This window comes from Novipirellula artificiosorum (assembly GCF_007860135.1).
In the GTDB taxonomy this organism is placed as follows: domain Bacteria; phylum Planctomycetota; class Planctomycetia; order Pirellulales; family Pirellulaceae; genus Novipirellula_A; species Novipirellula_A artificiosorum.
Window position 1 is genome coordinate 704,742 of sequence record NZ_SJPV01000002.1, and the last position, 26,859, is coordinate 731,600.

The window sequence follows — 26,859 nt, forward strand, 5'->3', positions numbered from 1 at the left end:
AAGGTCACGCGTCATTTTAGCGTATCGACGATCGGCTCGGGAACGACCCGCGGGCCAAGGGAGTGTGAAAAGATTCGAGTGACTGCGCCGACGGAATGACTCGCACCCGTCGACGCAGCACCCACGCGGCAACGTCATTCAAGCTGCTGCAAAAGGTCCTCAATGTTTCCCGTCAAATGGCATTGCAAGTCCAATCCAGACGAACGCAGGGCCTGTGCGGAAATCAGGTCGATGCCGCCGCACCAAACCTGATCCACTTGCAACTCCAACAAACGCTGGACTCGCTGTTTCGAAGTCCAACCATCCGCAGCCATGACGAATCGATCAACCGTTTGCCCACCTTCGACTGTCACAACTAAAAACGATTTTGCACAATCGAAGCGGGGTGATACACGTTGGTGAAAAATGGGCATCGCTACCTTCATCGACTACACTTCTACTCCTATCGACGATGCGCCGATTTCAGTGCCTCAAGTTCAGTGCCTCAATATCGAATTCCCTCTGACAGCACCAAAGCAATTGACAAAGCAATTGATGTGCCAATGCGGTTTCATCGCCTCGCGGCAGACCTAAGCACTTTGCACCAAAGAACTTATTCCAAAACTCCCCGCAAGAAGGTCTCCAAGACGACCATTGCAAAAATGCAGGTGTGTTGCATTGCAGCGTTGCAACGTTGCAAGCTTGCAAACACCCAACTGCAGGTGGGGTTGCAATGGGGTTGTTTCGGTTGTGCCGTCCAGATGCTGCTACGATCGGCCAGAACGTGTCGTTTCTTTTCCTACACACACCGCCAAACGAAAGGAAAGGTCCTATGTTTAGGTAGGGCAACTGTTTTCATGATATCGATTGGGGCAACATTCGATGGGCCGACGAGGACACAACGGCGTTTCGCTGACGGAGATGACGATGGTCATCTTGATCGTCGGGATCGTTGTCGTGATGACCGTACCTCAAATCACACGTACTCCCCCGCCATCGAGAACCACGACAACCCACCATCAGATCGCAGTGCTACGAAAGGCGATCGAGATGTATCACCATCATACCGGCCACTACCCACCCGCAGACCGATTGCCAGAGGCCATCACCGCTCTACTGAACGGACCGTTTCCCGTTCCCGCGCTCGGTTCGCCGAATGACGATGGCAGTGTCTACTACGACCGGGACCCTGACTCCAGTACGGTTGTGGTTCCGAATCCCGACTTGCCCAGCGGTTGGGCGTACAAGCCCGCGAATGGGACACTGAAACTGAACGTCGCAATCGGCCAGCGAGGGTTTAACTGGTGACCCACCCTGCGCCCTACACGGTTGGACGGGATCCAGCTTCGTCGCGAGGAGTGCCAGCTTCGTCGCGAGGAGTGATTGTGATCGCCGACGATGATCCTGCTCTGCGAAACGTTCTTCGTTTCACCATGCAGAGGATTGGCTTTGCTGTCGAAGGGTTCGGTGATGGGCAACCGACACTCGAGCGCCTCCGCCGCGGAGGGGTCGACCTGCTGATCACCGACCACCAAATGCCTCGTTGTAGCGGTGTCGAGCTGTTGCAACGCATGGTCGCGGACGAATCGATTGACAATGTGCCCACCATTCTGTGCACCGCAAAAGGGCTCGAACTGGACACAAGGAATCTTGCGTCAAAGTTTGATTTGTTGTCGATCGTACTCAAGCCCTTTAGCCCGCGGAAACTTGGGGAGTTCGTCAGTCGCTCTTTGGCTTCGGTGACCCCCTCCTGTTGAGACGTCGTGCAGTTTTTTAGGCTCATCCGGCGGAAGCGTGCGCAGGAGGTTTTCGAGGCATCTCTCCGGTGTCCAATCATTGCTGGCAGGAGCTATTTTCACTTGTTATCGTGCAGTTGCCAGGAGAAACGGAGTTGAGCTCTGCAGCGTTGCAACTTGACAAGGGATATCCCGGTCGACGGTGCGCCAAGGGTGCTAGCGGTTCCCGGCGGACGACCGTCCGTCGGGCACTCTTTTCTAAGAGATCATTGGACACCGGAGCCATACCTCCAAAAAACCTCGAGTCTGGGTTTCGCGCGCTTCCGTCGGATGTGCAGTTTTCAAGTGATTGAACAATAAGCGTTTACGGGCTTCACCCTCCATGCGGGCATTGGTATCTACACAAGTCTGAACGGGAGAGCGTTGGCGGCCATTTGCTTCAGTTGACCGATGTCGATGTCGGGCGATTCTAGCAGATCGGTCATCGAGAGCAGGATCATGTAGCCAGCTAGCAGTGCCGGTGGCGTGGACAGAACTCCATATTTCATTTGTCGCCCGCTCAGACGGATCAGAATTTTTTTGGTTTTATGGGCTTCTTCGCTTGGATCGTTCTGCAGCCCCATCACCACGACGCACGCCATCGAAGCAACCAAGATGCGACGAGCGATCGCTTCACCGCCTTGCTGCTGCCATTGCTCAAGCTCTTGCCCATGGCTTTTGAGAAGTTTGAAATACGTTTCGATCAGCCAACGCCAGTAATACCAAAGTGCGATCTGGTAGCTGCTAATTGACGCGTCGCGAACATTGCAAAGAAGTGTCCACTGGGCCAGGACGTAATTATCTTCGTCAAGCAATCGTGTCACGACCAAGCGAACCGAGAGCGGCTCGCCACTGATGAGACACTTTTTCCCGTCGACCACTTCGCTGTGTTGCCGATGCAAGACGACTTCTGTCTCGGCGACTTCCTGCGTGACGGTTTTGCCGTGATAGAGAGCCTCGCCGCAGGGCTCAAAGAGAATCTCACGATCGAAATGGTCTTCGATCTCTGAAAGCAAAACGCTTTGGCTGTTCCATTTCACTCGGCGATTGTCGCAGCGAACCAAAAACAGGTGTCCTTGCTCGTCCCACTGACGCATCCGCCCGAGCGAATCGGCTTCTCGGTCAATGACGTGAACCAGCTTGCGGTCGAGCCCCCATTGCCGCGATTGATCCATCGTGGGTGTCAATTCGTCCAAACGATGAACGTCGACCGCTGGCGGGTCCGGGGAAGTCGAATGAACGGCGCTGCCCGTCTTGAGATGCATTTGCATCGGTGCGATCGACGCTCCGCTTGCACCATCGATCAGCAGCGAAGTGGACATCTCGTAGCCGATGTCTTCTTTGTGAGTGATCTGGCGGAGATCTTTTTTGGCGGTGTGACTTTTGTAGTCGATCTTGCACCAATCGTGAGCGAGCAGCATGTACTGCGACTGGCTCTGGCTGGCCGCTTGGCGTCCGACCTCGCGAAGCGGTTCGACCAAGTCGAGCAGCGAAACATTGGGGTTGGAAAGAAACCTCCAAGTCGCCTGGGTCGCCGAAAACGCTTGGTTTTCGCCCGACAGAAGAGCTGGACCGGCAGCATTTCGGTTGGCCGATTTCATGTGTTCCTGCACCAATTGCAGATAACGACGTTGCAGACGCGGCTCCAGCCGCGGAAGATTGATTCCATCCAGGGCAGTCTACAAACTAAGGAAACTTGTGTAGATACCAATGCCGTGCGGGAGGCCTGATGAATATCCTACCTGCAGGGCAAGTTGGAGTGAACGCGCAGCGATCACTTCGTCCGATATTCTGGCTCCCTTCTCCCCCGATTTTCGGGGGAGAAGGGCTGGGGATGAGGGGAGCCAGAATCTATCTGCGCAACTTGCGTCGATACCAAGGCGTTCTGGAGGGGTGACGCGAAATTGAATGACCTGTTGATCAGGGCGAGATGGAAACGCCCCAATTCAGCTCTTCGGTGCGTTGATGGCGCGAAGGGGCAATTCGTTAAAAACGGGCGAGCCGAGGTCGGAAAGCTCGCTTCGAGCATGCTGGCGTGATATCATTGGCACTTCCTTCCCGCCCAAACACCCTTCCAACGCGAGTGCCTGTCATGCCCATTATTTTGATCGTGGATGATTCGGAAGTGGATCGCACGGTGATGGCCGGCCTGCTCGGTTCCGACTTGGATTGGTTGATCTCGCAAGCCAGCAACGGCGCCGAGGCGCTGCGGATGATGGCCGATGCAACTCCAGATGCCGTCGTGACGGACTTGCTGATGCCCGAGATGGATGGCATGGAATTGGTCAAGCGGATCTCGCAAACCTATTCCGAAGTGCCTGTGGTGTTGGTCACTTCTCAAGACGACATCAAATTGGCATTCAAAGCGCTGAAAATGGGTGCCGCCAGCTACGTGCCGAAGTCTCAACTCGCCGATCGCTTGCTCGACACGGTTGAGCAGGTGTTGGCCGTCAGCGACATGGACCACTTCGATGATCGTATTGTGCAAGCGACCACCAACACGCGGTATCGCTTCAATTTGGAAAATGACTTGACGCTGATTGCTCCCTTGGTCGACCGAGTGCAAATGGGATTGCTCGGCATGCACCTCTGTTCGCCAACCCAGCGAATGCACATCGGTATCGCGCTCGAAGAGGCGCTCACCAACGCAATGTGCCACGGTAATCTCGAGTTGCCGGTCAGGCATTTGCCGGAGATTCGACGCCAGCTTCACGAGGGCAAGCGTTCCGAGATGGTCGAAGAACGGCGCCATCAGTCGCCGTACAAGGATCGTCGAATTCTGGTCGCCGCCGATTTGACCCGTCAGCGTGCTCAATTCGTCGTCGCCGACCAAGGGGCTGGGTTCGACGAGCAATCCAATCGACCCAAGTCGCTTGATGAAATTATGGAAGGAGAATGTGGTCGGGGGATCTTGTTGATCCGAAGTTTTATGGACGAAGTGGTCTTTAACGAAACGGGGAACGAGATTCGAATGACGTTAAAAGACCTTCGCCCGTCACCGAAGACGAATGAAGGTCGTTCGTCTTAGGAAGCTTTGAATCGATGAAATCGTTGCACGTCTACCTGTACGGTCCCAATCGTGGGCCGATTCCAACCAGTTTTGAGGAGGCTGCGAGCCGGTTGGAGCTTCACCCGCGGCTCCATTTCGAGCCCGACGGGTCATTCGTTTGGTCCCTCGACGCGCAGGAACAGGTCTTCGGCATGCTGTACGACGCCCAACGGCAGCTTCAATATGTCGACCTGCAAGGCACTTGCCGGCTGGAAACCTGGCAGCAATTGGTGGCCGCAGTGGTCGGCGGTTCCGTTGAAAAGTGCATGGTGATGGTAATTCCGACCAGGGAATTGCAAGATCTACCATCGTTCCAGCAGGCAACGTGGGGTTGCTAGTAGATTGGTTCGTCCTCTTTGCGATCGCCGAATCACGCGTAATACCTGCCATTCACCGGAAAAAAGCGACGGTTGTTTCGTTTTTTTGGTGAACTTATTTGGAATCGTGGCGTCTGTACGCGGTATTGGCGCGCAATATGCTTCTCATCTCATTCGTAATCAGCAGTGTCGGTCGAAATGGCAAGGCAATCTGCTGTGAAGAAAGACAAAACGCCTTTACAGGCGAATAAAGGCGTGTTCAACACTTTTCAGGAGGGATTCACCCATGTTAACTGCAACTCTCAACGCAAGCGTCTCGGATTCAGTCACTTTGGTTCAAAATGAGACTCCGGTAAGTGATATCGAGGTCTCTCGCCGTGTTTTGGCGATCCGTTCGAAGTGGAGTGTCGGCGAACGTATTCGCCGCCGTCGCGAAGCGGAACGTCGGTTCACCGATCTCATCGAAGCTTTGGCCTGCAGCGAGGCCGCGTAGTTTGGTTTCGACCACTTTTTGATGCAGGGCCGTCGTTTTCTCAAGCGGCTCGGTCTTGGATCAAGGTGCGTTCGCAAACCGTTGGCTGGGCCCAAAAACGAGCTCAGTCCAGCCCTTCGTTTTCGGCAGGGCGATCCAGCGCCGATTCTCCTGCGATTTTTCCTCGATATCGGCATGCTTCGATGAACGATTCAAGCAGAACCAAGGCTGCGACGGCGTCGATTCGTTTCTTTTTCTTGTTTCGCGTGTAGCCGGCCACTGCCATTCGGTTTGATGCGTCCGCGGTTGTAAATCGTTCGTCGAACAACTGCACTCGCCGTCCCGTTTCCTGCGCCAACCAGCGGGCGAAGTCACGGCACTGGGCGCTTTTTTCGCTTTCGCCGCCATCAAGATGAATCGGCAGTCCGACCACAAACGCAACCACTCGCTCAGCCTTTATCAAATTGCGGTAGTATTCACCGTCTTGCTGCCAATCGATCGCCGAGTGGACTTCATAGGGGCTGGCCAGGATTCGATCGGGGTCGCAAATGGCCACGCCGATCCGCACGCTGCCAAAATCGATCGCCGCGATTCGGCCATTTGTCGGGAAGCCACTACTGTCGAGTTCGCTCTTCATTTTGACAATCGTAGCCAGCGCAGGGTCGATTGAAAACGTGCGACAATTTTCCTCGCATCGCCCAGGGATCCAATCGTGCCGCTTTTGTCGCTATAATCGAAGTTCCGCTTGTGACGAGGCTTAACGGCCGGGTCACGTGCGTCAGTCTGCCTGCCTCGAGTATTCCGTATCAACTTGTTTTTGGGTTCCATCGTTCTTGTAGCTGTTGGCCAGGACCCGTTCTGGCTGCTGAGATCCCTGTCAGCAGAGGTCTTTGAGTATCCCAAAATCATACTGCGTTGAACGACCCGTTTCCCGCCATCCGCATCTTCCCCATACCGACTGAGATCATCGAATGAAGAGAATTGTCTGTCTCGCCTTATTGTTGGCCGCCCTTCCACTTGCCTGCATCGCCGCAGATTTGACCGACCCATGGGAGAAGAAGAAGGCGGAACGCTTCGCAGTCATCACGGCCGAGCAGAAGGAGGGGATTGCGGCAGCCGTGCCGAACGAATTGGCTGCGGAGCCCAAGACAGACCGCCGCATTTTGGTGTTTTTTCGCTGCGAAGGCTTCATTCACACCTCGATCCCTCATGCAAATCTCGCCATTGAGCAACTGGGCAGCAAGACCGGCGCTTTCACGGCGGACTTTGCCGACACTTACGATGTCTTCACAGCCGAAAATCTGAAGAACTACGATGCGATTCTGCTGAACAACACGACGCGGCTGAGGTTTCCCACGCCGAAGCATCAGGACGCCATTCTCGATTTTGTTGCCTCGGGGAAAGGTTTAATTGGAATTCATGCCGCCAGCGATAACTTTGACATGTACCCACAATGTCGGGATCTTGTCGGAGGCATTTTTAAGGGTCATCCGTGGACGGCCGGAGGGACTTGGGCCTTCAAGCTTGACGATCCCGATCACCTCTTGAACGAAGCGTTTGATGGTAAGGGATTTTGGCACCAAGACGAAATCTATCAGTATGACCCTGCATCCTATCAAGGGCCCAAGGTGTTGCGATTGTTGGTGAGCTTGGACATGAGCAAAGAGAAAGTGTCGGAGCGCATCGATGATGGCCCCCGTGAAGTCGCTGTTTCGTGGCTTCGGACCGCCGGCGAAGGACGCGTCTTTTACACGAACTTTGGGCACCGCGAAGAAACCTTTGCCAAGCCGGCGATGCTGAAGCACATTCTCGATGGCACGCAGTACGCGCTGGGTGATTTGCAGGCCGATGCGACGCCAACGGCGACGGCTTCGCAGAAGGAACCTGCGCTTGCACCCGCAACGCCCTAAGCCACCATCCTATCTACTTCAGCCAAAAACAAGGAGCCAATCATGAAACGAAGATCTTTCCTCAAAACGGTTAGTGGCACGGTCGGTGCCGGAGCGCTCGTTGCTGCTGGCATCGATCGAGAAGCGGCTGCCGAGAAGCCGCTGATTGCACCCGCAGCAACTCCGTCTGTGGTCAAGGGAATGCCGCAGCGAGTGCTGGGAAAGACGGGGTTGAATGTTTCGACCGTGACGTTTCCAGGGCTGGCACTCGTTCGAGAAGAACAAGACGCCTGCAATGAGGCGATTCACTCTTCATTTGAACGGGGCATCAACTATTTTGATGTGGCACCGGCGTACGGTAACGGTGACTGCGAAATCAAGATGGGCATCGGCCTGCAAGGTCTTGAGCGTGACGACTACGTCTTGTCATGCAAAACCAAGATGCGAGATAAGGCTGGTGCTCGTTTGGAGCTTGATCGGTCGCTTGAGCGATTGAAAACCGATTACTTCGACCTTTACCAGTTCCATTGCTTCATTGATCCCGAGGAGGTCGCAGAGGTGTTGGCACCGGGTGGCGCGATGGAAACGGTCTTGGAGGCTCAGAAAGCGGGCCAAATCAAACACATTGGATTTTCGGCTCATACGACCAAGTCCGCACTTCGTGCCCTGCGGCATTTTGATTTCGACACTGCGATGTTCGCGATCAACTTTGTCGAGTATTACACGATTGGCTTTGGCAAGCCCGTGTTGGAATTGGCTCAAGAAAAAGGGACGGCCGTGATCGGGATGAAGACGCTTGGCAACGGCCGTTGGCCCAAGGGTGTCGAGAAAACTCGCAAGTGGTGGTATCGAACGGTCGAAACGGATGAACAGGTTCGTATGGCGCTTCAGTTCACGCTTTCGTTGCAACCGGTCGCAACCGCGATACCGCCGTCTTGGCTCGATTTGGTCGATAAAGCGATCGATCAAGCGAAAGGGCTGACGCCGGCAACGGACGAAGACTTTGCCAAAGCGCAGAAGCTATCCGAAGGTTGTGAAAGTGTCTTCCACCAAGTCGAGCAGTCGGTGGCACAAAATACGGGTCAACGCGAATTCTATGCCGACAGCCCCCATGAAGGTCCGCCGTGCATGTTCAGTTAGTTGAAGTCCTCCCTGTTGATTACAACGAAGCGTCACAGACCGAAGCACTATTGAGGTTGCTTCACGAGTACGCTTCGGATGCCGCGATTGGAAGTCCTGGGTTGCCCCGATTTGCGGCCTCAAATTTGATCGACGAGATGTCGGATCGACAGGGGGTGAATGCGATGATCGCGTACGCCACCACAACCGACCCCGATGACAAAACGTCGTTTTTGCGTCAGGCTGCGGGTGCAGTTGTTTGTATCGAATCGTTTTCTACGTTTGCAGCTTGCGGCGTGATCAACATTCACGACATCATGGTCAGCAAACCATTTCGCGGGTGCGGAATCGGAAAACAATTGCTTGCAGCGGTGGAGCGATTAGCAATGGATCGAAGGTGCGCAAAGATCACGCTTGAAGTCTTCGAGAACAATCACGTCGCTCGGCGAGTGTACGAGCGTTGCGGTTTCGCGGCACCGATTGCACCGCAGGAACTTGGTAACACGTTGTTTCTGGCCAAGCCACTCGATGCCAAGCCACTCGATGCCAAGCAGCTCTAGGCCAGCCCCCAGCGGCGGCGAAGGGACCATTCGGTGACGAGGGCGCCAGTGAAAAGTAGGAAGAGCAGCCAACCGCTCAGGGGGTCGTCACCAAGTGTGGCTTTTTCGATCACCGGTGCTTCCGCTTGACGCCGCCGTTTGGTGATTTGTGCGATGAGTTCGTCGATTTGCTCGTAAGAATAGGCACCACCACCATGTTGGGATGTGATTTCCGCGAGTTGACGTAGGTAGACAGGATCGGCGACCGGTGACGACATTTCGCGGCTTTGGTCGATCACCTGAAAAGCTAGCGACTCGGGTTTGATGGTTGCGTTTGCATCCGTCGGGCGAACCCTCAAGCGATAGTATCCCGGCGGCAGCGTAGGGATCTTGCCTGAGAAGGACCGCTGGCTCGCAGTCGACGTTTCGGAAACATCCGATACGGGCGTGACCTCGCCCGATTCTTGAATCACCTCTGCGATCCAATCCAAGGGGGTATTCGCTTCGCCGACGGACGAAAGGGTTGCCTGGAACGCGATGTCGGCGTCGACGGCGAAGCGTCTTGCATCCATTTGCAAATCAATGCGGTCACCCGCATCCTCCTCGCGTGACAACAACCACAGCATCAGTTGTCGCCAGAATCGGCGATGCTCTTCGCTTTTTCCCTCGCGCCACCACTGCCAAGTGGAATCAAATGCGAGTGCCGCCGTGCGTCCGCGTCCATACTCGCCGATGACCAGCAAAGGTTCCTTTTTCGTGGTTTCCAATAAGACTTGCACTCCGGGTGCGACCTTGGGGCCTGCCCACCGATTTGCGCCGAGCAGGGGGGGCAACCGTTTCCAAACCGAGGCAGGGTCCTTTCCACCAAAATCGGTGATCGGATGATTGCGTGACAATTGAGCAGCCAGCGGGCCAGCGATCTGATCAGCGGCATTTGCGGGCACTTCTGCATCAATGTCTCGTCGAAGTGACGGATCCAGCCGAACGGGAATCACATCAGCAAGTGGCGAAGAGGCGTAGCCGCCTGCGCCGTAGGTGTGGTATCCGCCGAGCATCACAAGGCCCGCCCCTTGGGATACCGATTCGGCCAGATTCGCCAGCTGCTCGCGTCCGATTGCGTCGGCATCTACGTCACCGAGGATGTAGATGTCATATTTGCCAGGCCGAAACCCGTCGGCCAAAGGAAGCGGCCATCGCGAAGCGGTATCACGTGGAATCCATTGGTACGATAAATCCAAGTCGGGGAACCGTCGCAAAGCCATCCGTAAAAAGCGTTGTTCGTACAACGATTCGCCCTCGACGTACAGAATCCGTCCCCCTCCCTCGCGGACACTGACGAACGCCGTTTGGATATTGTTTGATGTGATCGTTTCGCCCGACTGTGTTTCTGCTTGGACATTCAATCGATAGGTCCCCGGCTGCGGTGCTCGGACCGGAATGGTCACTCCCTCAGTCAGCTTCGCCGTCTCGGCGATCACGCGTCGCTGAGCGGCAACGGTCACGTTGCCATCTTGATCGACCCAGTTCAGTTGGACCGGGACCGCCATCCCCGCCATTCCACGCAGATGGACCTGGAAACTGACGTCGAAGGTGTTCCCGGCAAACAAATGGTAACTCTCGGGCAACGATTCGATCGCGACATCGCGGTTCGCGGTCGGACCGCCCGCGGGCCCAATCGGTACCGTCCATAGTGGCACGCCCCAGGCCTTCAGCGTTTGGGCAACGCGTTCGGCGCCGGGGCCTTCAAGTGGAGCCGTTTGTGTCCCGTCGCCCATCAGCACCACGCCGGCAAGCGGTTGCCCCTGTGCCAGCGCGATGGACGAGGTCGCCGCCGCGGCCAAGTCGGTTAACTCGCCCTCCGGAGCAATCCCGTCGAGCGCATCTTGGACCGCAGCTAACTCCACCGCGTTCTTTTCATAACCCATCAAGCGAACGTTCATGGTTTCCCGGATCGCGTCCAGGCCAACGGCTAGTTGCTGCCAAGCCTGTTGCTGATGCGTCCACCGATCCGCTCGTTCATCATCGGGAAGGGTCATGCTGCGTGACACGTCGACCGCGACGACCAAGGTCGCATCCGCGGCTCGCGTCTCGGTGCGGACAAGTCCTGGGCGAAACAGTGCCAGCACAAGGACCAGCGCAGCGACCGAGCGGAGAGCGATGAGCCAACGTCGATGAATTTGATTCTCCGTCGGCGGTGTCACCAGGATCAACACGATCACAACGGCAATCGATGCCATCACCGCAACGACAGCGGAATCATAAATCGGTTCGAGTTGCAAGGACGTCACGCTGTGGTTGCTCCTTTGAGACGAGGCGGCTCGGATCCCGTCTGGTGGGTGCCAACTCGTTTCGACTTCGCTGGCCCTCGATAGAACCGATTGCCCAGCAACTGTTCCAGCAGAAAGACCAGCAGGGCAAGCAGCAGGGCAGGCGAGTGGAGCGAAACCCGTTGGCCATCTTGATCACTACTCAGGTCGATCTCATTTTGGTCCGTTACCCACTGGATCCGGTCACTGGCGAGAAGTGTTGCAGCCTGGTCTTGATCGATACGTTCCAAAACGGTTGCGGCTGGGTGGACGTTCGCCGAAAAGCCGGCTCGAAAATCTCTGCCGCGAAGCCAATAGGTGCCCGGTTGATCGATGTTTGCAATACTGACCTGCGAGGCATCTCGATCGACATCGATCGGTACCGCGCTGGCATTTCCGGGAGGGAACAATTGAAAACGTCGGAGGTCGCGATCGGCGATAGTCGTCTCCGGTTCACGAGCATCACGCGAGGAGACAATCGTCGGTTGCGACGAGATTGCGACGGCATGCGGTCGACCGACCAAAAGGGTTGACGTTTCTCCACTGCGTTGTGTCAAGTAATCCGCCATTTGGCGAACCAGCAAGAATGCCGGCCATGCTTCGCTACCGCTAAACAGATCGTTCCATGCCGCTGCGTCGCCGGCCAAGGCTGGAAGCGGCGTTGCCACCACCAGCACGCGTCCGCGTGCTTGGTCGGTGCCGGGTTCCATCGAATCAATTCGCTCGACAATTGCAGGATGCTCCGTGCCAGCGAAACTCGCAAGTTCCCTGAATCGCTCCTCTGGCCTCAATTGCCAATACTGGTTGACGCGGAACGCGTTCCAAGGAACTCCCCCCTCGACGTCAGCAAAGGGGGCTAAGATGGGATGGGAGGAGGATGGCAACTGCAAAAAGGACCCTGGAGTTGGAACCCGCCAACGGCGAACCCGACCGGGCAACAATTCGTCCCTTTTCTGCTCGCGGTCGGCCGCCGGTCCGAGGGCAACGAGCAACCCACACCCTTGGCCAACCACCTCACGCAGCCTGGGGTCGGCAACCGCGTCATTTGGCGGGTCAAGCAGAATGACGGCATCGAAAACGGACAATTCTGCGACGGCAAAGTCGCGATAGTCAACGGTTTCCACCTGGTATTCAGCATTCGGATCGTCGAGAAAAGAGGGAGCGGCGATGGTTTGGCCGATCCGCTTGGGCTCATCCGGGTTGTCACCCACGACTAACACCGGTGACGCGGGCAAGACGTCGATGGTGAAGTACCGCACATCGTCAATGGTTAGTGGATCCTCGCCGACCAATCGGATTTGGCCATGATGGGCTCCAACGCTCAATGGGGGGACATTCAATAACACTTCACTCGAACCACGTCCGCGGATTCGCGTGCTCACTCGATCGACGCTACGTAGGGTTGGACGCTCAATGACTCCGTCACGAACAACCGGTAGCGCCGGATTGGGTTGGAACATCTGCAATTCCGCCGTGACCGAAACATCCGCTGATGTTACATCACCGCCGAGGTCGATCACCGTCGAAACGGGAACCGGTGTCGATGCGGGAGGCGTCGGGTCGTAGATTTTGACGCTCGAGAGCCGGCGATTTGTACCACGGAAGGCTCCGAGATCAAAAAGCGTCACGTTGACCGAGGGATCGGATTCAATCAATTCGTTGAGCGAAGTCTGTTGGATTGCACTTTTCCACGTCGCCTCACTCATGTCGCTAATCACGATCACCGCTCGACTGGTCAGTTCGCTGGACCGCACCAACCCAATGGCCGCCTCGATCCGGGATTCGATCGGCTGCGTGACCACCAACGGTTCGACCTGTTCGATCTGCGAAATGGCACTGGCCGCGTCCAACGCGAAAGCGGGTGGCGTGGCGGAGCGATCGAGCACGGCGATCCTGCTGGCTCTTGGGACTCGTGCAACGATCCATTGGGCAAGGTTGCCAATGCGTAGCATGCGATCATCGTCGGCCGTTTTCCACGCGGCGGTGGGCGAATTGTCGATCACAATCGACAGCGCGATTGGTGCGGTCGTTTCTGTCGACAATCTCGGACCGCTTGCATAAGTCGTTGCTCCCCATATCAAAGCCGACACCAACACGACGGCGGCAAGCCCGATCAAGGTGTATCGCAACGAGGCCGGCTGTGCTCGCATCGTTGCGATGGAAGCCAGCACCAATAGGACAACCCCTAGCACAGCGAACAAACCAATGGTCATCCAAACGACCGACAACGATTGATGGATCAAGGGACGTGCCAGGAACAACGCAACCGCAGCGATCGCGGCGATTCGCAGTGCCAGCAGCCACCAGCGGCGGATCTTCAATCGATTCCGATTCGTCTCATACCGCTGAGTCAGAAACCGAAGTGAGGGGAAAACGACCTTCTTCGGTTCTCGGCGCGCGAGGAAATGCAACACCACCGGCGCGGCTGCCGCGAGAACTCCGAAGATTAAGGTTGCGTTGAGGAAAGTCACTGAGAAGCGATTTTGGGGTTAGGGAGTTCGGGAGTTGGGTTGGACTGATGAAGATGCCGTAGACATGTCCAAGCCGCAAAGCGAAATCGACCTGGCTCCCTTCTCCCCCGGCGCAGCGGGGGGAGAAGGGCTGGGGAAGAGGGGGCTCAGCAGATGCAAGTGGCCGACGAAGTAGCTATAAATCTGGCACGGCGAAAACCCCTCACCCCCGTCCCCTCTCCCCACAAGTGGGGCGAGGGGAGCCAGAGTGTATCGTGTCGTTTGCCAGGTCGAATGCATTTTCGTTAGCCCAGGGATAGGGAGTCAGCCTCGTTTCGCTCTCTCATTTCCTGTCTCTGCCTCTCCATTTAGAAACGTGCTTGGCGCTGCATCAGGTACTCGGTCAACGCCGCATCAAACGGCATGCTGGTGTCGAGCGGCACGTAGTCGATACGCAAATTGCTGCACTTTTCACGGTAAACACTTCTGAACTGCTCGAGTTGGATCAGGTAGTCTTCTCGGAATCCCGTCGCATCCACTGTGATCGTCTCACCGCTTTCGCTGTCCTCAAACTGCACGGGTCCATCGTAGGGAAAATTCACTTCGGCTTCATCGAGAATGTGGAAGACAATCACATCGTGACCTCCGTGCCGAAGCCTTGCCAACGATGCAAGGACTTGTTCGGGATCATCAAGCAAATCCGAGAACAACATGACCAGCGAATGGTGCTTCAGCATCGAGGCAATTTGAGTCAAGCAAGCGCCAAGATCGGTGTTGCCGGTCGGTTCAAGTTGGGACAGCCGTGCCATCACGTCACCAAGATGCCCCCGGCGGCTGCGTGCGGGAAGTTCCGCATGAACCTTTTCGCCCAGTGTCAACAATCCGACGGGGTCTTGTTGCATCGTCATCAAGTAGGTCAACGAAGCGGCTAAGCAAGTTGCGTATTCAAACTTGTTCATGCTTTGCGAATCGGTAAAGCCCATCGATTGAGAGAGGTCGATGGCCAAGTAGCCTGTCAGATTCGTTTCCGCTTCGAAACGCTTGATGTAATACTTGTCCGTTTTCGCGTAGACCAACCAATCGATCAGCTTGGGATCGTCGCCGCGATTGTATCGGCGATGCTCACTGAATTGCACGGAGAACCCGTGGAACGGACTGGTGTGCAGCCCTTGCAAGAACCCTCGAATCACCATCCGAGCGCGCAGGTCCAGCCGTTTGATCTGCTGCAGCGACTCGGGGGATAACAGTGAAGCCATGGAGGAAAGTCTAGTGGACTGTCAAGTTGAAAACTTCGAGTTGGGACGTAGTGGACTTCGCCAGAAGTCCCCAAGACTATTTGAGTTAGGGATTTCTGGCGAAATCCACTACCCTAATATTTGGTGCTGACAGTCCACTAGGACGACTTGGCCATCTTTTCGGGTTCGGGCACGGGCACATCCTTGAGCAGTCGCGCGATGATCGCGTCGGTATCCATGCCCTCGGCTTGGGCTTGAAAATTGGTCGCAATCCGGTGCCTCAGGACCGGCGCAGCGATACGCCCAATGTCACTTGGGTCCACGCTAAACCGGCCCCCCATCGCCGCGAGGGCTTTGGCGCCGTTGATCAAGTTCTGTCCCGCGCGCGGTCCGGCGCCCCAATCCACCAATTCACGGACATAGTCGGGGGCCGTTTCGTCTTTGGGACGCGTTGCGCGGACGAGTTTCGCAGCGTAGCGGATCACCAACGGATTGACGGCGATGCTGGAAACCAGTTTTTGGATATTCAAAATCGCCCGAGACGACAGCACTTTATTGACTTGCTGCGTTTCGCCGCGAGTGGTTGAAGTCAGAATCTGCTCTTCTTCGGCAGCCGATGGGTAGCCGACTTTGATGTTGAACATGAATCGGTCCAATTGAGCTTCGGGCAACGGGTAGGTGCCCTCTTGCTCGATCGGGTTTTGGGTCGCAATCGTGAAAAACGGGGCGGGCAGCGGATACGTTTCGGTGCCTACCGTGACTTGACGCTCTTGCATGGCTTCGAGCAGTGCGGCTTGCGTTTTGGGTGGCGTACGATTGATCTCGTCCGCCAACAAGACATTGGTGAAAATTGGACCCTCGACAAAACGGAAACTCCGCTTACCAGAATCGTCTTCTTCAAGAACTTGCGTCCCCGTAATGTCCGAAGGCATCAAATCGGGGGTAAACTGAATGCGCTTGAAGGAAACGTCCAAGATGTCCGCCAACGTGCTGACCATCAACGTCTTGGCCAACCCGGGAACCCCTTCGAGCAAGCAATGGCCGCGAGTAAAAATTGCCGCAAGCAGTTGTTCAATCGTGTCGGTTTGGCCCACAATGACTTTTGCAAGCTCGGCACGCATCGTTTGTTGGTGCCCAGCGAATTCGCGAAGTACATCACCTAAGTTACGAGCCGCTCCCGCGTTTCGAGCGGGTTCGTTCGGCGTAGCGGGGGCAGGAGGAGGATTGGTCATGGTCGATTACGTACATTCCTTTGCAGAAAATATCGCCTTCGGAAACGAAAGGGCTTCGACCTATCTTAGACAGATCGCGAGGATGACGGGAGGACGCCAAGCCGTGAAGACCCGTTTTGTCTGCGTTTTGATCGCGTTCTTGTTGCCTAGTTTGCTTATTCAACCAGCCTATGCTGAGGTCGATCCGGCGAGCGTCCAACGGGCGATCGATCGCGGAGTTGCCTATTTGCGGGGGACTCAGAATGCTCGCGGTGGGTGGAACGAATACGGAAGCTATTCCTGCGGCTTATCGGCCCTTTGTACGCTTTCGTTGTTGAATGCTGGCGTTTCACGCGAGGATCCGGCGATTGCCTCGGCGATGAAGTATCTACGTAGCTTCGAACCCGATGATACCTATTCGTTGTCACTACAAACGTTGGTGTATTGCCAACTCGGCGCAGCCGGTGATTTACCGCGTCTTCGCCGAAACGTCGGCCAGTTGGTTGCCACTCAGAACAATGGGGGCCCGAAATCGGGCGCTTGGGGGTACGGGAGCCAAATGGGTAGCGGAGATCCGTCGAATTCGCAGTTTGCGCTGTTGGCACTGGGGGCTGCGAAAGACCGTGGCATTGATGTCGACACGACCGTGTTCGAACGCTCGATTAGATACTGGACATCAATTCAACGGTCCGGTGGCGGTTGGGCCTACACCGGTGGCCAGCCACCTACCGGTAGCATGGCCTGTGCTGGGATCGCGTCGATGATCATCGGTCGTGGAGGCATGAAGGGAACGAGTTCGAGGATTGTCGGTGATCAGATTCAATGCTGTGGCAATCCCGCCAACGCAAACGATCCGGTTCAAGCTGGACTCGATTGGCTTGGTAAGAGTTTCTCCGTCGAAGTCAATCCTGGAACCAGCAACTCGGCAACGTATTATTACTACCTCTATGCACTCGAGCGTGTCGGTCGTCTGTCGGGACGACGCTTTATAGGCGGCCACGATTGGTACCGAGAAGGAGCGGAGGCTTTGCTCGAGGAACACGACCAATTTCAAGGTTTTTGGTCAGGTAGCGGCCCCTGGGAAACCAACAACGAGATCGCGACGTCGTTTGCACTGCTGTTTCTCAGCAAAGGAAAACGCCAAGTGGTTGCAGGGCAGTTGCAATATCCAAGCCAAATCCAAGACGAGTGGCGATCGCATCCCGAGGGACTCAAACAACTCGTTCGTCAAGTCGAACGGGATTGGGGACGCGACTTGACGTGGCAAACGATTGTGGGCCAGACGCCCGATGGTGAGGTTGTCGCGGTCGAAGATTTGTTGCAGACGCCCGTCTTGATCATTCGCGGACGTAGCACGCTATCGTTTTCAGCGGAATTAGTCGAACGCCTTGGCAAGTACATCGAACAAGGAGGCACGATCTTCTTTGAAGCCGATGGCGGCGACGGATGTGGGGATGCATCGGCATTTGAGGTGAGTGTCCGTCGACTCTGTGGCATTTGGTTCGAGGGGGCATCGCTCGATCGATTGCCGCCGACCCATCCCGTTTGGTTTGCCGAGCACGAGGTCTCGCCCGATTCGGTGGAGCTGATTGGCAAAGACTTCTGGGTCTACGGCGTCCAGGCTTGTTGCCGCACGGCTGTTTTTTATGTCCCCAACAGTTTGTCGTGTCGTTGGGAGCTTAGTGATGTGCTCGTCGGTCGAAACGAAGTTCCGAGTGCCGTTCGCGGGCAAGTCGACTTGGCGGTCCGGCTGGGCGAGAATGTGATCGCCTACGCCACGGGACGCGATCTGAAAGACAAACTTGAAAAGCGAACGATTCTCGAAGGCGGTGAGGCCCCCGAACCGAATCGGGGGACGATTCACGTTGCGATGCTTGCACTGGGAGCAGGCGGTGATGAAGCTCGTCGAGCGATTCCGAATGCGGCTGAGCTGATTCGGCGACAAGTCAAAATCGACCTGGTTGCGGCAGATCAGCCGATCGGTATCGAAGCCCCCAATTTGAACCGCGTTCCGATCCTCTGGATGCACGGGCGAACTGATTTTTCGCTCAACCTGACGCAACGAGAGATGGTGGCGGAGTTCCTTCGCAACCAGGGGATGATCTTTGCCACATCCATTTGTGGAAACGAAGCGTTTGCGGAGGCGTTTCGCCGGGAAATGGCTTTGGTCTTGCCTGATGCTCCGCTGCAGCGGATGGACGCGTCGCATCCGGCACTGACGAGCGTTTACGGTGGCTTTGATTTGTCGTCGGTCACGATTCGCGAGCCGAGCGATCGGGGCCGAAGCCAAGTGATCGAAACTCGCTCCGGCCCGCCAATCCTCGAATATGCGACGGTCGACAACATGGTCAATGTGTTCTTCTCGCCACTGGACGTCAGCTGCGCGTTGGAGAGTCAGAACTCGGTCCAATGTCCTGGCTACCCCACGGCCGATGCCGCAAAGATCGTTGCCAACATGCTGTTGTACGGATTGAACCAGTAAGGCACCCGTCGAGTCGGCAGGGTAAGGACGGGAGGTGTTAGGACAACATAATCGATTCGTTGTCTTTGTCGAACAGAGCGATCTTGTCGAATCGTGCTGGAATCGTTCCACTGTGTCGTTCGTTGTCCACTAGCGAAAGATTTTGAACATTTTGGGCGTCACCCATGTCGAATTTGCGACCCATCTTTGAAGACGAGCAAGCGACTTATGTGGCGGACACCTGTCAAGCGTTAGCGCGGGGAATCGAGACCGATCAGGTTCAGCTCCATGCTCTGGCTCGTGGGCATTATCCTGGCCACAAGTTGCCTCGCGCAGCATTGAGCGGTGTAAGGACGGTGGGGTATTGGGACGCCATCCATGATCAAGATTGGGGACTCGACTGGCACCGTAACGAAGGCATTGAATTGACGTTACTGGAAACGGGGCATCTCGGATTCAGCGTCGGTGGCCCAGCCCACGAGCTTCAAGCCGGTGATTTGACGATCACGCGACCTTGGCAAGCACATTGCGTTGGGATGCCGCATGTCCGGGCAAGTCGGTTGCATTGGTTAATTCTTGACGTCAACGTTCGTCGTCCCCATCAACGATGGCGTTGGCCGTCCTGGATCGTGCTGTCTCGAAGCGATCGCGACGAGTTGACGGATATGCTGCGTCACAATGAGCATCCCGTTTGGCCGGGCGGCCCCGAGATTTTGGCCTGTTTTCAGAAGATCGCGTCTGCTGTCGAAAGCACGGCAAGCGGTAGCAGTGTGTCGAGGCTTGCGGTGTTGATCAATGAACTGCTTCTCTTGACCCTCGAGATGCTTCGGCGAGCCGATCCCTCCCTTGATCGAGCTTTGTCGAAGACGCAGCGTACCGTCGAATTGTTGTTGGCCGATCTGCAAGAGGCACCGCAGCAGCTTGTTCAAGATTGGACGGTCCGCAAAATGGCGAACTGTTGCGGGCTGGGGGTCACGCAGTTCAGTTCGCATTGTAAGCAACTCACCAACATGTCGCCGTTGCAATACCTGAACCACTTGCGACTTGAAAGGGCGGCACGGCTGTTGGTCGAGCACCCAGACCTCGCCATCACCGAGGTGACTCATCAATGTGGATTCGCATCAAGTCAGTACTTTGCAACGGCGTTTCGTCGCCGTTTCGGCGTCGCGCCGCGTGAGTATCGAAACAGTGCCGCTGCCAAATCCCCGCCGACATCGACATGAGGTGCCGCGTGATGGCCCCATCGCGCGCCGGAGGGTCGTTGCAGCCGAGCTACATCGCCGCAGGGTTGATGTATTCCGCCTGGTCAAGTTTTGAGTCGCTGTTCTTGTCGCGAAGTTGGAACCAGCGTTTGGCTTCACTCTCGTCGCGAGTGACACTGAATTCGTCAAACGTCAAGTTGCCGTCTGCATTCGTATCGAGCCGTTGAAAGGTCACGGTTCGGTCTTGCTTTCCTTGGGAGCTCGCCTTGCTGCGCGAGGGAGGTGCGATTGGCAGCGGTAAGTAGTCGAAGTCAACGATCATTTTCTCCTGAAGCGCCACCTTCAATTCATGCGTGATGGTTTCATAGTCTGAATGGCCATACAGGTTGTGCAACTCGTTGGGATCTTCCTGCAAATCGTACAACTCGTACACGGGCCTCGGAGTGGTAAAGTACAGATTCTCAAACTCCGTTGCCAAGCGATGATCGCCATGAGCTTCGGTGATCTCTTGCCAACTGGGGTTACGCGCACTGTCGACTGGCGAGTAAGGCTGGTGGGGTGTCACATTGTAGATTAACTTGTAGCGCTCGGTGCGAACGCAGCGGCTGTAGTCCACTGCACTGGCCGTCGTGTTGAGCGTGAAGGATGCGCTACCGTGTGGACCACGTTCTGCAAATACAGTGGTGCGCTGCTTTGAAAACGCGTCGCCCCTCAGCAGCGGCAGAAAGCTAATGCCGCTGATTCGTTCTGGAACCGGTAGTCCAGCCGCTTCCAAACAGGTCGGAGCAATGTCTTCGCCCGAAAGCAGAACGCTCGAATCACCGCCTGGATCGATCACCCCAGGCCACCACGCCAGCAATGGCACATTGAGTCCGGGGTCGTGCAGCGAGCCTTTGCCGCTGGGAAAGGCCATGCCGTTGTCGCCCATGAAAAAGACAAGCGTGTTTTCCAATCCTGCTCGTTCACCAGCGATGTCCAGTACGCGTTGGAAGTCGGCGTCGCAATGTTCAATCTCTCCTTCATAATCCGAAAGATCCTTTCGAACGCCGGGCAGATCGGGCAAGTAGCCGGGAACTTCGAGCTGTTCCGCGTCGGGAGCATTCTTGCCAGTGTTCCAAGGATGATGAGGGTCGCTAAAATTCACCCACAAAAAGTAGGGTTTGTCATTCGGACGTTGATCAAAGAACTCCGTCATCGTCTCGGGAACCCTTCCTTGTCCGCTGGCGTCGACATAATCAAAGCGATCGGAAAAGGTCTTCATTTGATACTGCTCAAAAACACGGAGCGTTGCTTCTGGAGCACGACCGGAACCATCCAAGTGGTAGCTGCGTCCACAAACACCAACAAAGTACCCCGCTTCGTTTTTTAGAATCTCCGGAAAAGTGATTTCGTTTTGGGGCAGGGGAGAGGAGAATCGCGTGATTCGGCAAGCGACTGCGGAGCGACCGGTCATGATCGCTGCTCGCGATGGCACACATTGAGGGGCAGCCGTAAACATTCGCCTAAACATCATCCCTTCGGCAGCCATTCGGTCGAGCGATGGTGTTTTCATCTCGGAGCGTCCATAACATCCAAGGTAGGGATAGCTATGGTCGTCGGAAAGCACGAACAGAATGTTGGGCGGAGTGGCTTGCGTCGAAACTACACCAAGCAACAGGCCGAGCAGGATACCGAATATCTTCATCAGGCGGGATTCCAAGGTTTGAAAGTCATGCAGTTTTTATGTTGTTTTTCAATAAGAGCTTAGCAATGTCACCTTTCCCATGGTGAGGTCGTGCCGTTTTTAAGTTGTAACGAATACAGTGTTTAGGTATCCATCCACCCCTGCCCGCGCAGCGCTCGTTGTACCGCGCATCTCGGGTGGTGTCTAATACATCTGCGGGGTAGGTGACGAGATTTCGCTCTGGACTTTCGACAAACCGCTGCGAATGATTGTTGCCTTGCGGTTCGCGCTGGTGCTGCGAACATGGGCAAGCCTGTTGCACGGAGGTCCGGTTCATGGGTGCGGTGGCTCTCGGACTCCTCGGTCAAAAAACCGGCTCATCCGACCGAAGCGCGCGGAACCCAGACTCAAGGTTTTTTGGAGGTATGGCTCCGGTGTCCAATGATCTCTTAGAAAAGAGTCCCCGACGGTCGGTCGTCCGCCGGGAACCGGTAGCACCCTTGGCGCACCGTCGACCGGGATATCCCTTGTCAAGTTGCACCTCTGCAGAGCTCGACTTCGTTTCTACCGGCAACGGCACGATAACAAGTGAAAATAGCTCCTGCCAGCAATGATGGGACATCGGAGAGATGCCTCGAAAACCTCCTGCGCACGCTTCCGCCGGATGAGCCAAAAAACCTATGTGCGTTAGAGCCTCAGCAAGCTTACACCTTCGCAAAAATCGGACAAGCGACGCAGTCCTTGTGGATCGGAATGCAACGCTGCCACGACCTGTCCAACGCATGGAACACATTCGGACCAGGAGCCAAAAACATATCACCGGATTAGGATGTGGGGTACAACGAGCCGCGCAGCGGGAGGGAAATCTTGTAAGTCATTTTCGATTAACAACTTAAGAACGGCACGACCTCTTGAGGAGGGGAAGGAAGCGACACCACGAAGTCGCAGCGTGGGGGCCAAGCCTGGCCTTGTGGGGCCATTTTACGGTTGCGGATCCGTTATGGGAAAGTGTTGGTCCACGATTGCGTAAAATTCTTCCGCGCTCGAAACGCTTGCGACGTGGCTTCGGAAATGCCTTGCGCCCCGTTTTCCCTGAGCATAGCAGCAGGCGTACTTGCGCATCAGAATGGTTCCCTTGTCTTCTCCAAAACGCTGTGTCACCAAACGATAGTGGTGCAGCATCACGTCGCGTTGTTGGGCCAAGGTTGGTTCGGGGGGGATTGTTTCGCCACGAAGCGCCGCCGCAGCTTGAGCAAACAGCCACGGTCGACCGAGGCAAGCACGAGCAATCATCACGCCATCGACGTTGTAGTTGTCAAACGCAGCGACGACCTTCTCGGCCGAATCCAAGTCACCGTTTCCAATCAGCGGGATCGCGCGTAAGTGACTCTTGATCTCACTGATTCGCTCCCAGTCGGCATTGCCGCGAAACATGTCCTTTGCCGTGCGGCCATGGACCGTCAACGCAGCCGCACCGGCCTCTTCGACCACCCGAGCCACTTCGTTACAGTTGACGTTCTCGGGCGAACACCCCAGTCGGATTTTTGCCGTCACGGGGGTAGGGCGGCATGCTTTGACCAGCCGCTGAATGATCTCGAACATCCGCTGAGGTTCACGCAACAAGTAACTACCACTGTGGGCCTTTTCCGTCACCTGACGGACCGGGCAACCGAAGTTGATATCGACAATGCTGACACGATACTCCTCGACCAAGCGGCGACCGACCTTGGCCATGGTTGCGGCGTCATTGTCCCAGATTTGAACCGCCAACGGGCGGGGTTCGTCGGCGACACCCCACAAACGATCCGGATGCTCCGCCTCATTCTCATCGAGCCAAACAAAGCCGCGGGCGTTGACCATCTCGGTCGCAAGCAGCCCCGAACCGCCAAATTCTCGCACAATTTGGCGAAAGGCGGCGTTGGTAAACCCTGCCATTGGGGCTTGCAAAATCGGCGGATCGACGACAAGGTCGCCGATTCTTAACGGAGCGGGCACGAGCATCCTTCGGAAACGAAACGCTCTGTTCTACACCAACTTCTGTTGGCCTGGAACCGCGAACCCAACCGGTGCTCCGGGGCCTTTGATGTTCAGGTCCTTGGGGAACAAATCCAGTTTGGACTCGTTGGTGAGGAAATCCCAGCTAACTTTCTGGCCGGTGTAGGCGGCCATCCGTCCAAGCACCGCCGTCAAAGAACTGTCGGCGGTGTCGCGAAGTTCAACGATCGGTTTTTCGGCGAGAATGGAATCGACCAAATCCTTGTGCTCTTGTTTGTAGGCGGCTCCGATGTCACCGGGCATTTCCCAAATTGTTTTCCCGTTACGATCGACGATCGAGGCTCCACTATTTCCGCCCTTTATCGTCGCGATTCCCTCACTGCCGTAAATCACGTTGCTGTTATCCCCCTGCGTGGATGGGATTTGGCGGCACATGAAGGAGATCACACGGTTGCCTGGGTAGACATAGTCGACCGCGACGTTGTCCCACATCTCGCTGTCTTCGGGGCGGGTGAATCGTCCACCGCCACCATAGGCCGTTTCCGGCGGACCGCCCATGATCCAGTTGATGGTGTCAATGTTGTGAACCGCCTGCTCGGTGATTTGATCACCCGAAAGCCAAATGAAGTGCATCCAATTGTAGAGTTGATATTCCATATCACTCATGCCTTCTTTTCGCTGTTTGTACCAAATCCCATTGGAACAATAGCGAGCGGTTCCGCTGATGATCTCGCCGATCGCTCCTTCGTGAATTCGACGGATCGCTTCTACATAATTGGTTTGTCGGCGATATTGAGTTCCCGTAACAATGGCGGTCTTGTTGGCTCGCGCCTTCTCATCGGCTTCGATGCAGGCCTTGTGCCCGACCGGATCGACGCAGGTCGGTTTTTCCGCAAAGACGTGCTTTCCGGCCTCGACCGCCTCCAGGACGTAGCTGGGGCGGAACCCAGGGGGTGTCGCAAAAAGCACGAGGTCCACATTGGGGTCATCAAGAACACGTTTGTATCCGTCCAAGCCGCTATGCAGGCTGGTATCTTCGACCGCGATCTTGTCGCCAAAGTCCTGGTTCCGCTTCAAACGTCTGCGAAGCGATTCTCCCGTCGCCGCTTCCAAATCGGCAATCGCGACGAGTTGGACGTTGTCGTTAATCGCCAACGAATCCGTGACCGCACCGGCGCCTCGACCTCCGGCGCCGACCAATCCGATCCGGATCTTTGGCGCAGTGGCCGCTTGCGGTTCATCACCACGGATCATACGTGTGGTCGCCATGGCGGACGCGACCGCAGCAGATGCCGCACCGGATTGTTTGATGAATCGCCGACGGTTTTGCGTTTGAGGGCTTGCTGAGGAATCACTCGAATGTTTGTCAGTCATGATTGGGTTCGCTAAGGAAGTAAGAGAGTCAGAGGAATTAGGATTATTTGAGTTCACGGACACGAATGTCCTTCCAACGCACTTCGAAGGGGCCTTGGTCGTTGCCGATTCCATGAACTTGCAGACCGAAGAATCCCTTTTGACTTGAATCAGGGTCAGCAATGTCAGCAATCAATTGACCGTTGACCCAAGTTTGCAGGCGATCACCTACGGCTCGAACGATGTAGCGATTCCATTGGTCATTTTTGAATGCATCCTTGATGGGCTGTTCGGTCGTGATCCATCCACGCGACGTTCCTTCGCTATACAAGTACCCCGATTCACCAGGAGCCGACTCAATCTCGACTTGCGGGCCATGCACGCGGCCGTTCTTGAACTCCTTCGTGCTGACCGAACGGAATTGCACGCCACTGTTGAGTCCATTATCCACTTTGACCTCAAAGGTGAGTTCGAAGTCGCCATAGGATTCGTCGCTACATAAAAAGGAATTGGGACTCCCTTGTGACGTTTTACCGACGATGGCTCCCTCTTCAATACGATAGGTTGCCGTCCCGTTTTTCTGAGTCCAACCACTGAGGTCGGTTCCGTTATAGATGGAAACCCAGTCTTCGCCCTCGAGGTTCGGAGTGGTTTCCCAGGCCACGTCGTTGGTTTGCTCGGTGTTGGTTTGCTCGGGGGGATCCGACGGGTCTTTCACGGCGGCTTGCTCCTGGGTCAGCGTTTGCTCATCGACGTCGGGAAGGGTGACCTCGCCGGTTGCTGCCCATTCGGTGCCACGTTGTAGCGTGACCTGGAACGCGACTCCTTTGATCGCTTCGACATCATGACCAAGCGTGGTATGAAAAACGCGGCCGTTGCCAAATTGAATGGTCATCAAGAGAGGCTCGTGTTCGCCTGTGCCTCCAGTCTCGGTCGCACTGAAGCCTGTTGCCAGAATGTTCATGTTTTCCGCAGGGCCCCGTAGTTTGCCGTACAGTTCGTCGACATGCTGCATGAACGAGCCGGGCAACCCTCGGGTGATCGGGTGGTTGGCGTTACGGACGACCACCATGAACGGCGTTCGTTTCCCATGCGATCCACCTTTTCCCGGAGAATCATCACGGGTAAATCGTTGAAGGTCTTCCTTCCAGCGGACATACGGGCCATCCTTTTCGCTACGTCCGCCCCAACCGCCGAGCCCAATCATTTGATTGTAGGCGACCCATTCGGAGAACGAATTGTCTGCGGCATGGACGCAAACAAATCCGCCACCGTCGGCAATGTAGGTTTCAAACGCCTTTCGCGTTTCCGGGCTCCATGATTGGCCGTTGTAGTTCGAGACGACGACATCGAAGTCGGAAAACGCCGGCTGAAAGCGACTCATGTCTCCGCCCTTGGGCGGCGTCGTTACCACATCAACTTTGAACCTGCCGCAATTCTCGAGCGTCTGCTTGATCACAGGTGTGGTTTGCTGCCAGGCATGATTGTTTTGGCCGTCGACTAGCAACACGGACAATGGCTCTTTCGAAAACACCGTGTTTCCGAGCATCAAGACAAATAGCAAAGTGGCGGCAAACCGCGGGGAATCGTGTTTCATGAGATACTTCGGCATGAACGGTAGGCGAGTGAGAAACGTGGGAGGGGGAGGCAAGGTCGATGCGATCAGTATGGCGAAAGCAACACGTGATCGCCACACCATTGTATCAGCTTTTGAAGCTTGGTTGCGTCGCGGTTGCCGGTAGAAACGGAGTCGAGCTCTGCAGAGGTGCAACTTGACAAGGGATATCCCGGTCGACGGTGCGCCAAGGGTGCTAGCGGTTCCCGGCGGACGACCGACCGTCGGG

21 protein-coding genes are annotated in these 26,859 nt (G+C 55.9%); 10 read left to right on the forward strand and 11 right to left on the reverse strand.

Annotated features, from left to right (window positions below; translation table 11 throughout):
* Window positions 1-134 precede the first annotated feature (134 nt).
* Entirely contained in the window at window positions 135-413 is a 279-nt protein-coding gene (locus Poly41_RS08520; protein WP_197231162.1) for a NifB/NifX family molybdenum-iron cluster-binding protein, read from the reverse strand.
* 448 nt (window positions 414-861) lie between these two features.
* On the opposite strand from Poly41_RS08520, the gene Poly41_RS08525 reads away from it, so the two are divergent.
* Window positions 862-1,287 carry a prepilin-type N-terminal cleavage/methylation domain-containing protein gene (locus Poly41_RS08525; RefSeq protein WP_146525471.1) on the forward strand — a complete coding sequence of 142 codons (426 nt, stop codon included), beginning with the start codon at window positions 862-864 and terminating at the stop codon, window positions 1,285-1,287.
* Window positions 1,284-1,736 carry a response regulator gene (locus Poly41_RS08530; protein WP_197231163.1) on the forward strand — a complete coding sequence of 151 codons (453 nt, stop codon included), beginning with the start codon at window positions 1,284-1,286 and terminating at the stop codon, window positions 1,734-1,736. The genes Poly41_RS08525 and Poly41_RS08530 overlap by 4 nt, the downstream gene beginning before the upstream one ends.
* Before the next feature lie 377 nt (window positions 1,737-2,113).
* Here Poly41_RS08530 and Poly41_RS08535 read toward each other — a convergent pair whose 3' ends face one another.
* A complete protein-coding gene (locus tag Poly41_RS08535; RefSeq protein ID WP_146525473.1) occupies window positions 2,114-3,355 on the reverse strand; it encodes a transposase in 1,242 nt (413 codons plus the stop codon).
* A 491-nt stretch (window positions 3,356-3,846) separates the two neighbouring features.
* On the opposite strand from Poly41_RS08535, the gene Poly41_RS08540 reads away from it, so the two are divergent.
* From Poly41_RS08540 to Poly41_RS08550, 3 genes are all read left to right on the forward strand, one after another.
* A complete protein-coding gene (locus Poly41_RS08540; RefSeq protein WP_146525474.1) occupies window positions 3,847-4,782 on the forward strand; it encodes an ATP-binding response regulator in 936 nt (311 codons plus the stop codon).
* Window positions 4,783-4,796: 14 nt separating this feature from the next.
* Entirely contained in the window at window positions 4,797-5,141 is a 345-nt protein-coding gene (locus tag Poly41_RS08545; RefSeq protein WP_146525475.1) for a hypothetical protein, read from the forward strand.
* Between the two features lie 265 nt (window positions 5,142-5,406).
* The gene (locus Poly41_RS08550; protein WP_146525476.1) at window positions 5,407-5,613 is read left to right on the forward strand and encodes a hypothetical protein; all 207 of its coding nucleotides are present in this window, start codon (window positions 5,407-5,409) and stop codon (window positions 5,611-5,613) included.
* Between the two features lie 103 nt (window positions 5,614-5,716).
* On the opposite strand, the gene ruvX is transcribed toward Poly41_RS08550, so the two are convergent.
* A complete protein-coding gene (ruvX, locus tag Poly41_RS08555) occupies window positions 5,717-6,229 on the reverse strand; it encodes a Holliday junction resolvase RuvX (RefSeq protein WP_146525477.1) in 513 nt (170 codons plus the stop codon).
* A gap of 334 nt (window positions 6,230-6,563) precedes the next feature.
* Between ruvX and Poly41_RS08560 the strand changes: the two genes are divergently transcribed.
* The 3 genes from Poly41_RS08560 to Poly41_RS08570 are packed head-to-tail and all read left to right on the forward strand — an operon-like array spanning window position 6,564 to window position 9,160.
* Window positions 6,564-7,502 carry a ThuA domain-containing protein gene (locus Poly41_RS08560; protein WP_146525478.1) on the forward strand — a complete coding sequence of 313 codons (939 nt, stop codon included), beginning with the start codon at window positions 6,564-6,566 and terminating at the stop codon, window positions 7,500-7,502.
* Window positions 7,503-7,544: 42 nt separating this feature from the next.
* Complete coding sequence (locus tag Poly41_RS08565) at window positions 7,545-8,621, forward strand: aldo/keto reductase (protein ID WP_146525479.1); 1,077 nt, start codon at window positions 7,545-7,547, stop codon at window positions 8,619-8,621.
* Window positions 8,606-9,160 (forward strand): GNAT family N-acetyltransferase, encoded by a 555-nt coding sequence (locus Poly41_RS08570; protein WP_146525480.1) that lies wholly within the window; start codon window positions 8,606-8,608, stop codon window positions 9,158-9,160. The genes Poly41_RS08565 and Poly41_RS08570 overlap by 16 nt, the downstream gene beginning before the upstream one ends.
* Here the strand turns inward: Poly41_RS08570 and Poly41_RS08575 are convergent.
* The 4 genes from Poly41_RS08575 to Poly41_RS08590 all read right to left on the reverse strand — a co-directional run bounded on the left by Poly41_RS08575 (window position 9,157) and on the right by Poly41_RS08590 (window position 16,362).
* The gene (locus tag Poly41_RS08575) at window positions 9,157-11,427 is read right to left on the reverse strand and encodes a glutamine amidotransferase (protein ID WP_146525481.1); all 2,271 of its coding nucleotides are present in this window, start codon (window positions 11,425-11,427) and stop codon (window positions 9,157-9,159) included. The genes Poly41_RS08570 and Poly41_RS08575 overlap by 4 nt on opposite strands.
* The gene (locus Poly41_RS08580; protein ID WP_146525482.1) at window positions 11,424-13,916 is read right to left on the reverse strand and encodes a BatA domain-containing protein; all 2,493 of its coding nucleotides are present in this window, start codon (window positions 13,914-13,916) and stop codon (window positions 11,424-11,426) included. Before Poly41_RS08580 ends, Poly41_RS08575 begins: the two co-directional genes overlap by 4 nt.
* 347 nt (window positions 13,917-14,263) lie before the next feature.
* Entirely contained in the window at window positions 14,264-15,151 is an 888-nt protein-coding gene (locus tag Poly41_RS08585) for a DUF58 domain-containing protein (RefSeq protein ID WP_146525483.1), read from the reverse strand.
* Window positions 15,152-15,288: 137 nt separating this feature from the next.
* The gene (locus Poly41_RS08590; protein ID WP_390621409.1) at window positions 15,289-16,362 is read right to left on the reverse strand and encodes an AAA family ATPase; all 1,074 of its coding nucleotides are present in this window, start codon (window positions 16,360-16,362) and stop codon (window positions 15,289-15,291) included.
* Between Poly41_RS08590 and Poly41_RS08595 the strand changes: the two genes are divergently transcribed.
* Window positions 16,361-18,823, forward strand: coding sequence for a DUF4159 domain-containing protein (locus Poly41_RS08595; protein ID WP_231615517.1), 2,463 nt, complete (start codon window positions 16,361-16,363; stop codon window positions 18,821-18,823). The genes Poly41_RS08590 and Poly41_RS08595 overlap by 2 nt on opposite strands.
* A 164-nt stretch (window positions 18,824-18,987) precedes the next feature.
* Window positions 18,988-20,025 (forward strand): AraC family transcriptional regulator, encoded by a 1,038-nt coding sequence (locus Poly41_RS08600; protein WP_146525484.1) that lies wholly within the window; start codon window positions 18,988-18,990, stop codon window positions 20,023-20,025.
* Window positions 20,026-20,074: 49 nt separating this feature from the next.
* Here Poly41_RS08600 and Poly41_RS08605 read toward each other — a convergent pair whose 3' ends face one another.
* The 4 genes from Poly41_RS08605 to Poly41_RS08620 all read right to left on the reverse strand — a co-directional run bounded on the left by Poly41_RS08605 (window position 20,075) and on the right by Poly41_RS08620 (window position 26,564).
* Window positions 20,075-21,688, reverse strand: coding sequence for a sulfatase-like hydrolase/transferase (locus tag Poly41_RS08605; protein WP_146525485.1), 1,614 nt, complete (start codon window positions 21,686-21,688; stop codon window positions 20,075-20,077).
* A 960-nt stretch (window positions 21,689-22,648) separates the two neighbouring features.
* Window positions 22,649-23,662 (reverse strand): tRNA dihydrouridine synthase DusB, encoded by a 1,014-nt coding sequence (gene dusB / locus Poly41_RS08610; RefSeq protein WP_261344890.1) that lies wholly within the window; start codon window positions 23,660-23,662, stop codon window positions 22,649-22,651.
* 30 nt (window positions 23,663-23,692) lie between these two features.
* Window positions 23,693-25,036, reverse strand: coding sequence for a Gfo/Idh/MocA family protein (locus tag Poly41_RS08615; protein WP_146525487.1), 1,344 nt, complete (start codon window positions 25,034-25,036; stop codon window positions 23,693-23,695).
* A gap of 43 nt (window positions 25,037-25,079) precedes the next feature.
* Entirely contained in the window at window positions 25,080-26,564 is a 1,485-nt protein-coding gene (locus tag Poly41_RS08620) for a family 16 glycoside hydrolase (protein WP_231615548.1), read from the reverse strand.
* Window positions 26,565-26,859: the final 295 nt, after the last annotated feature.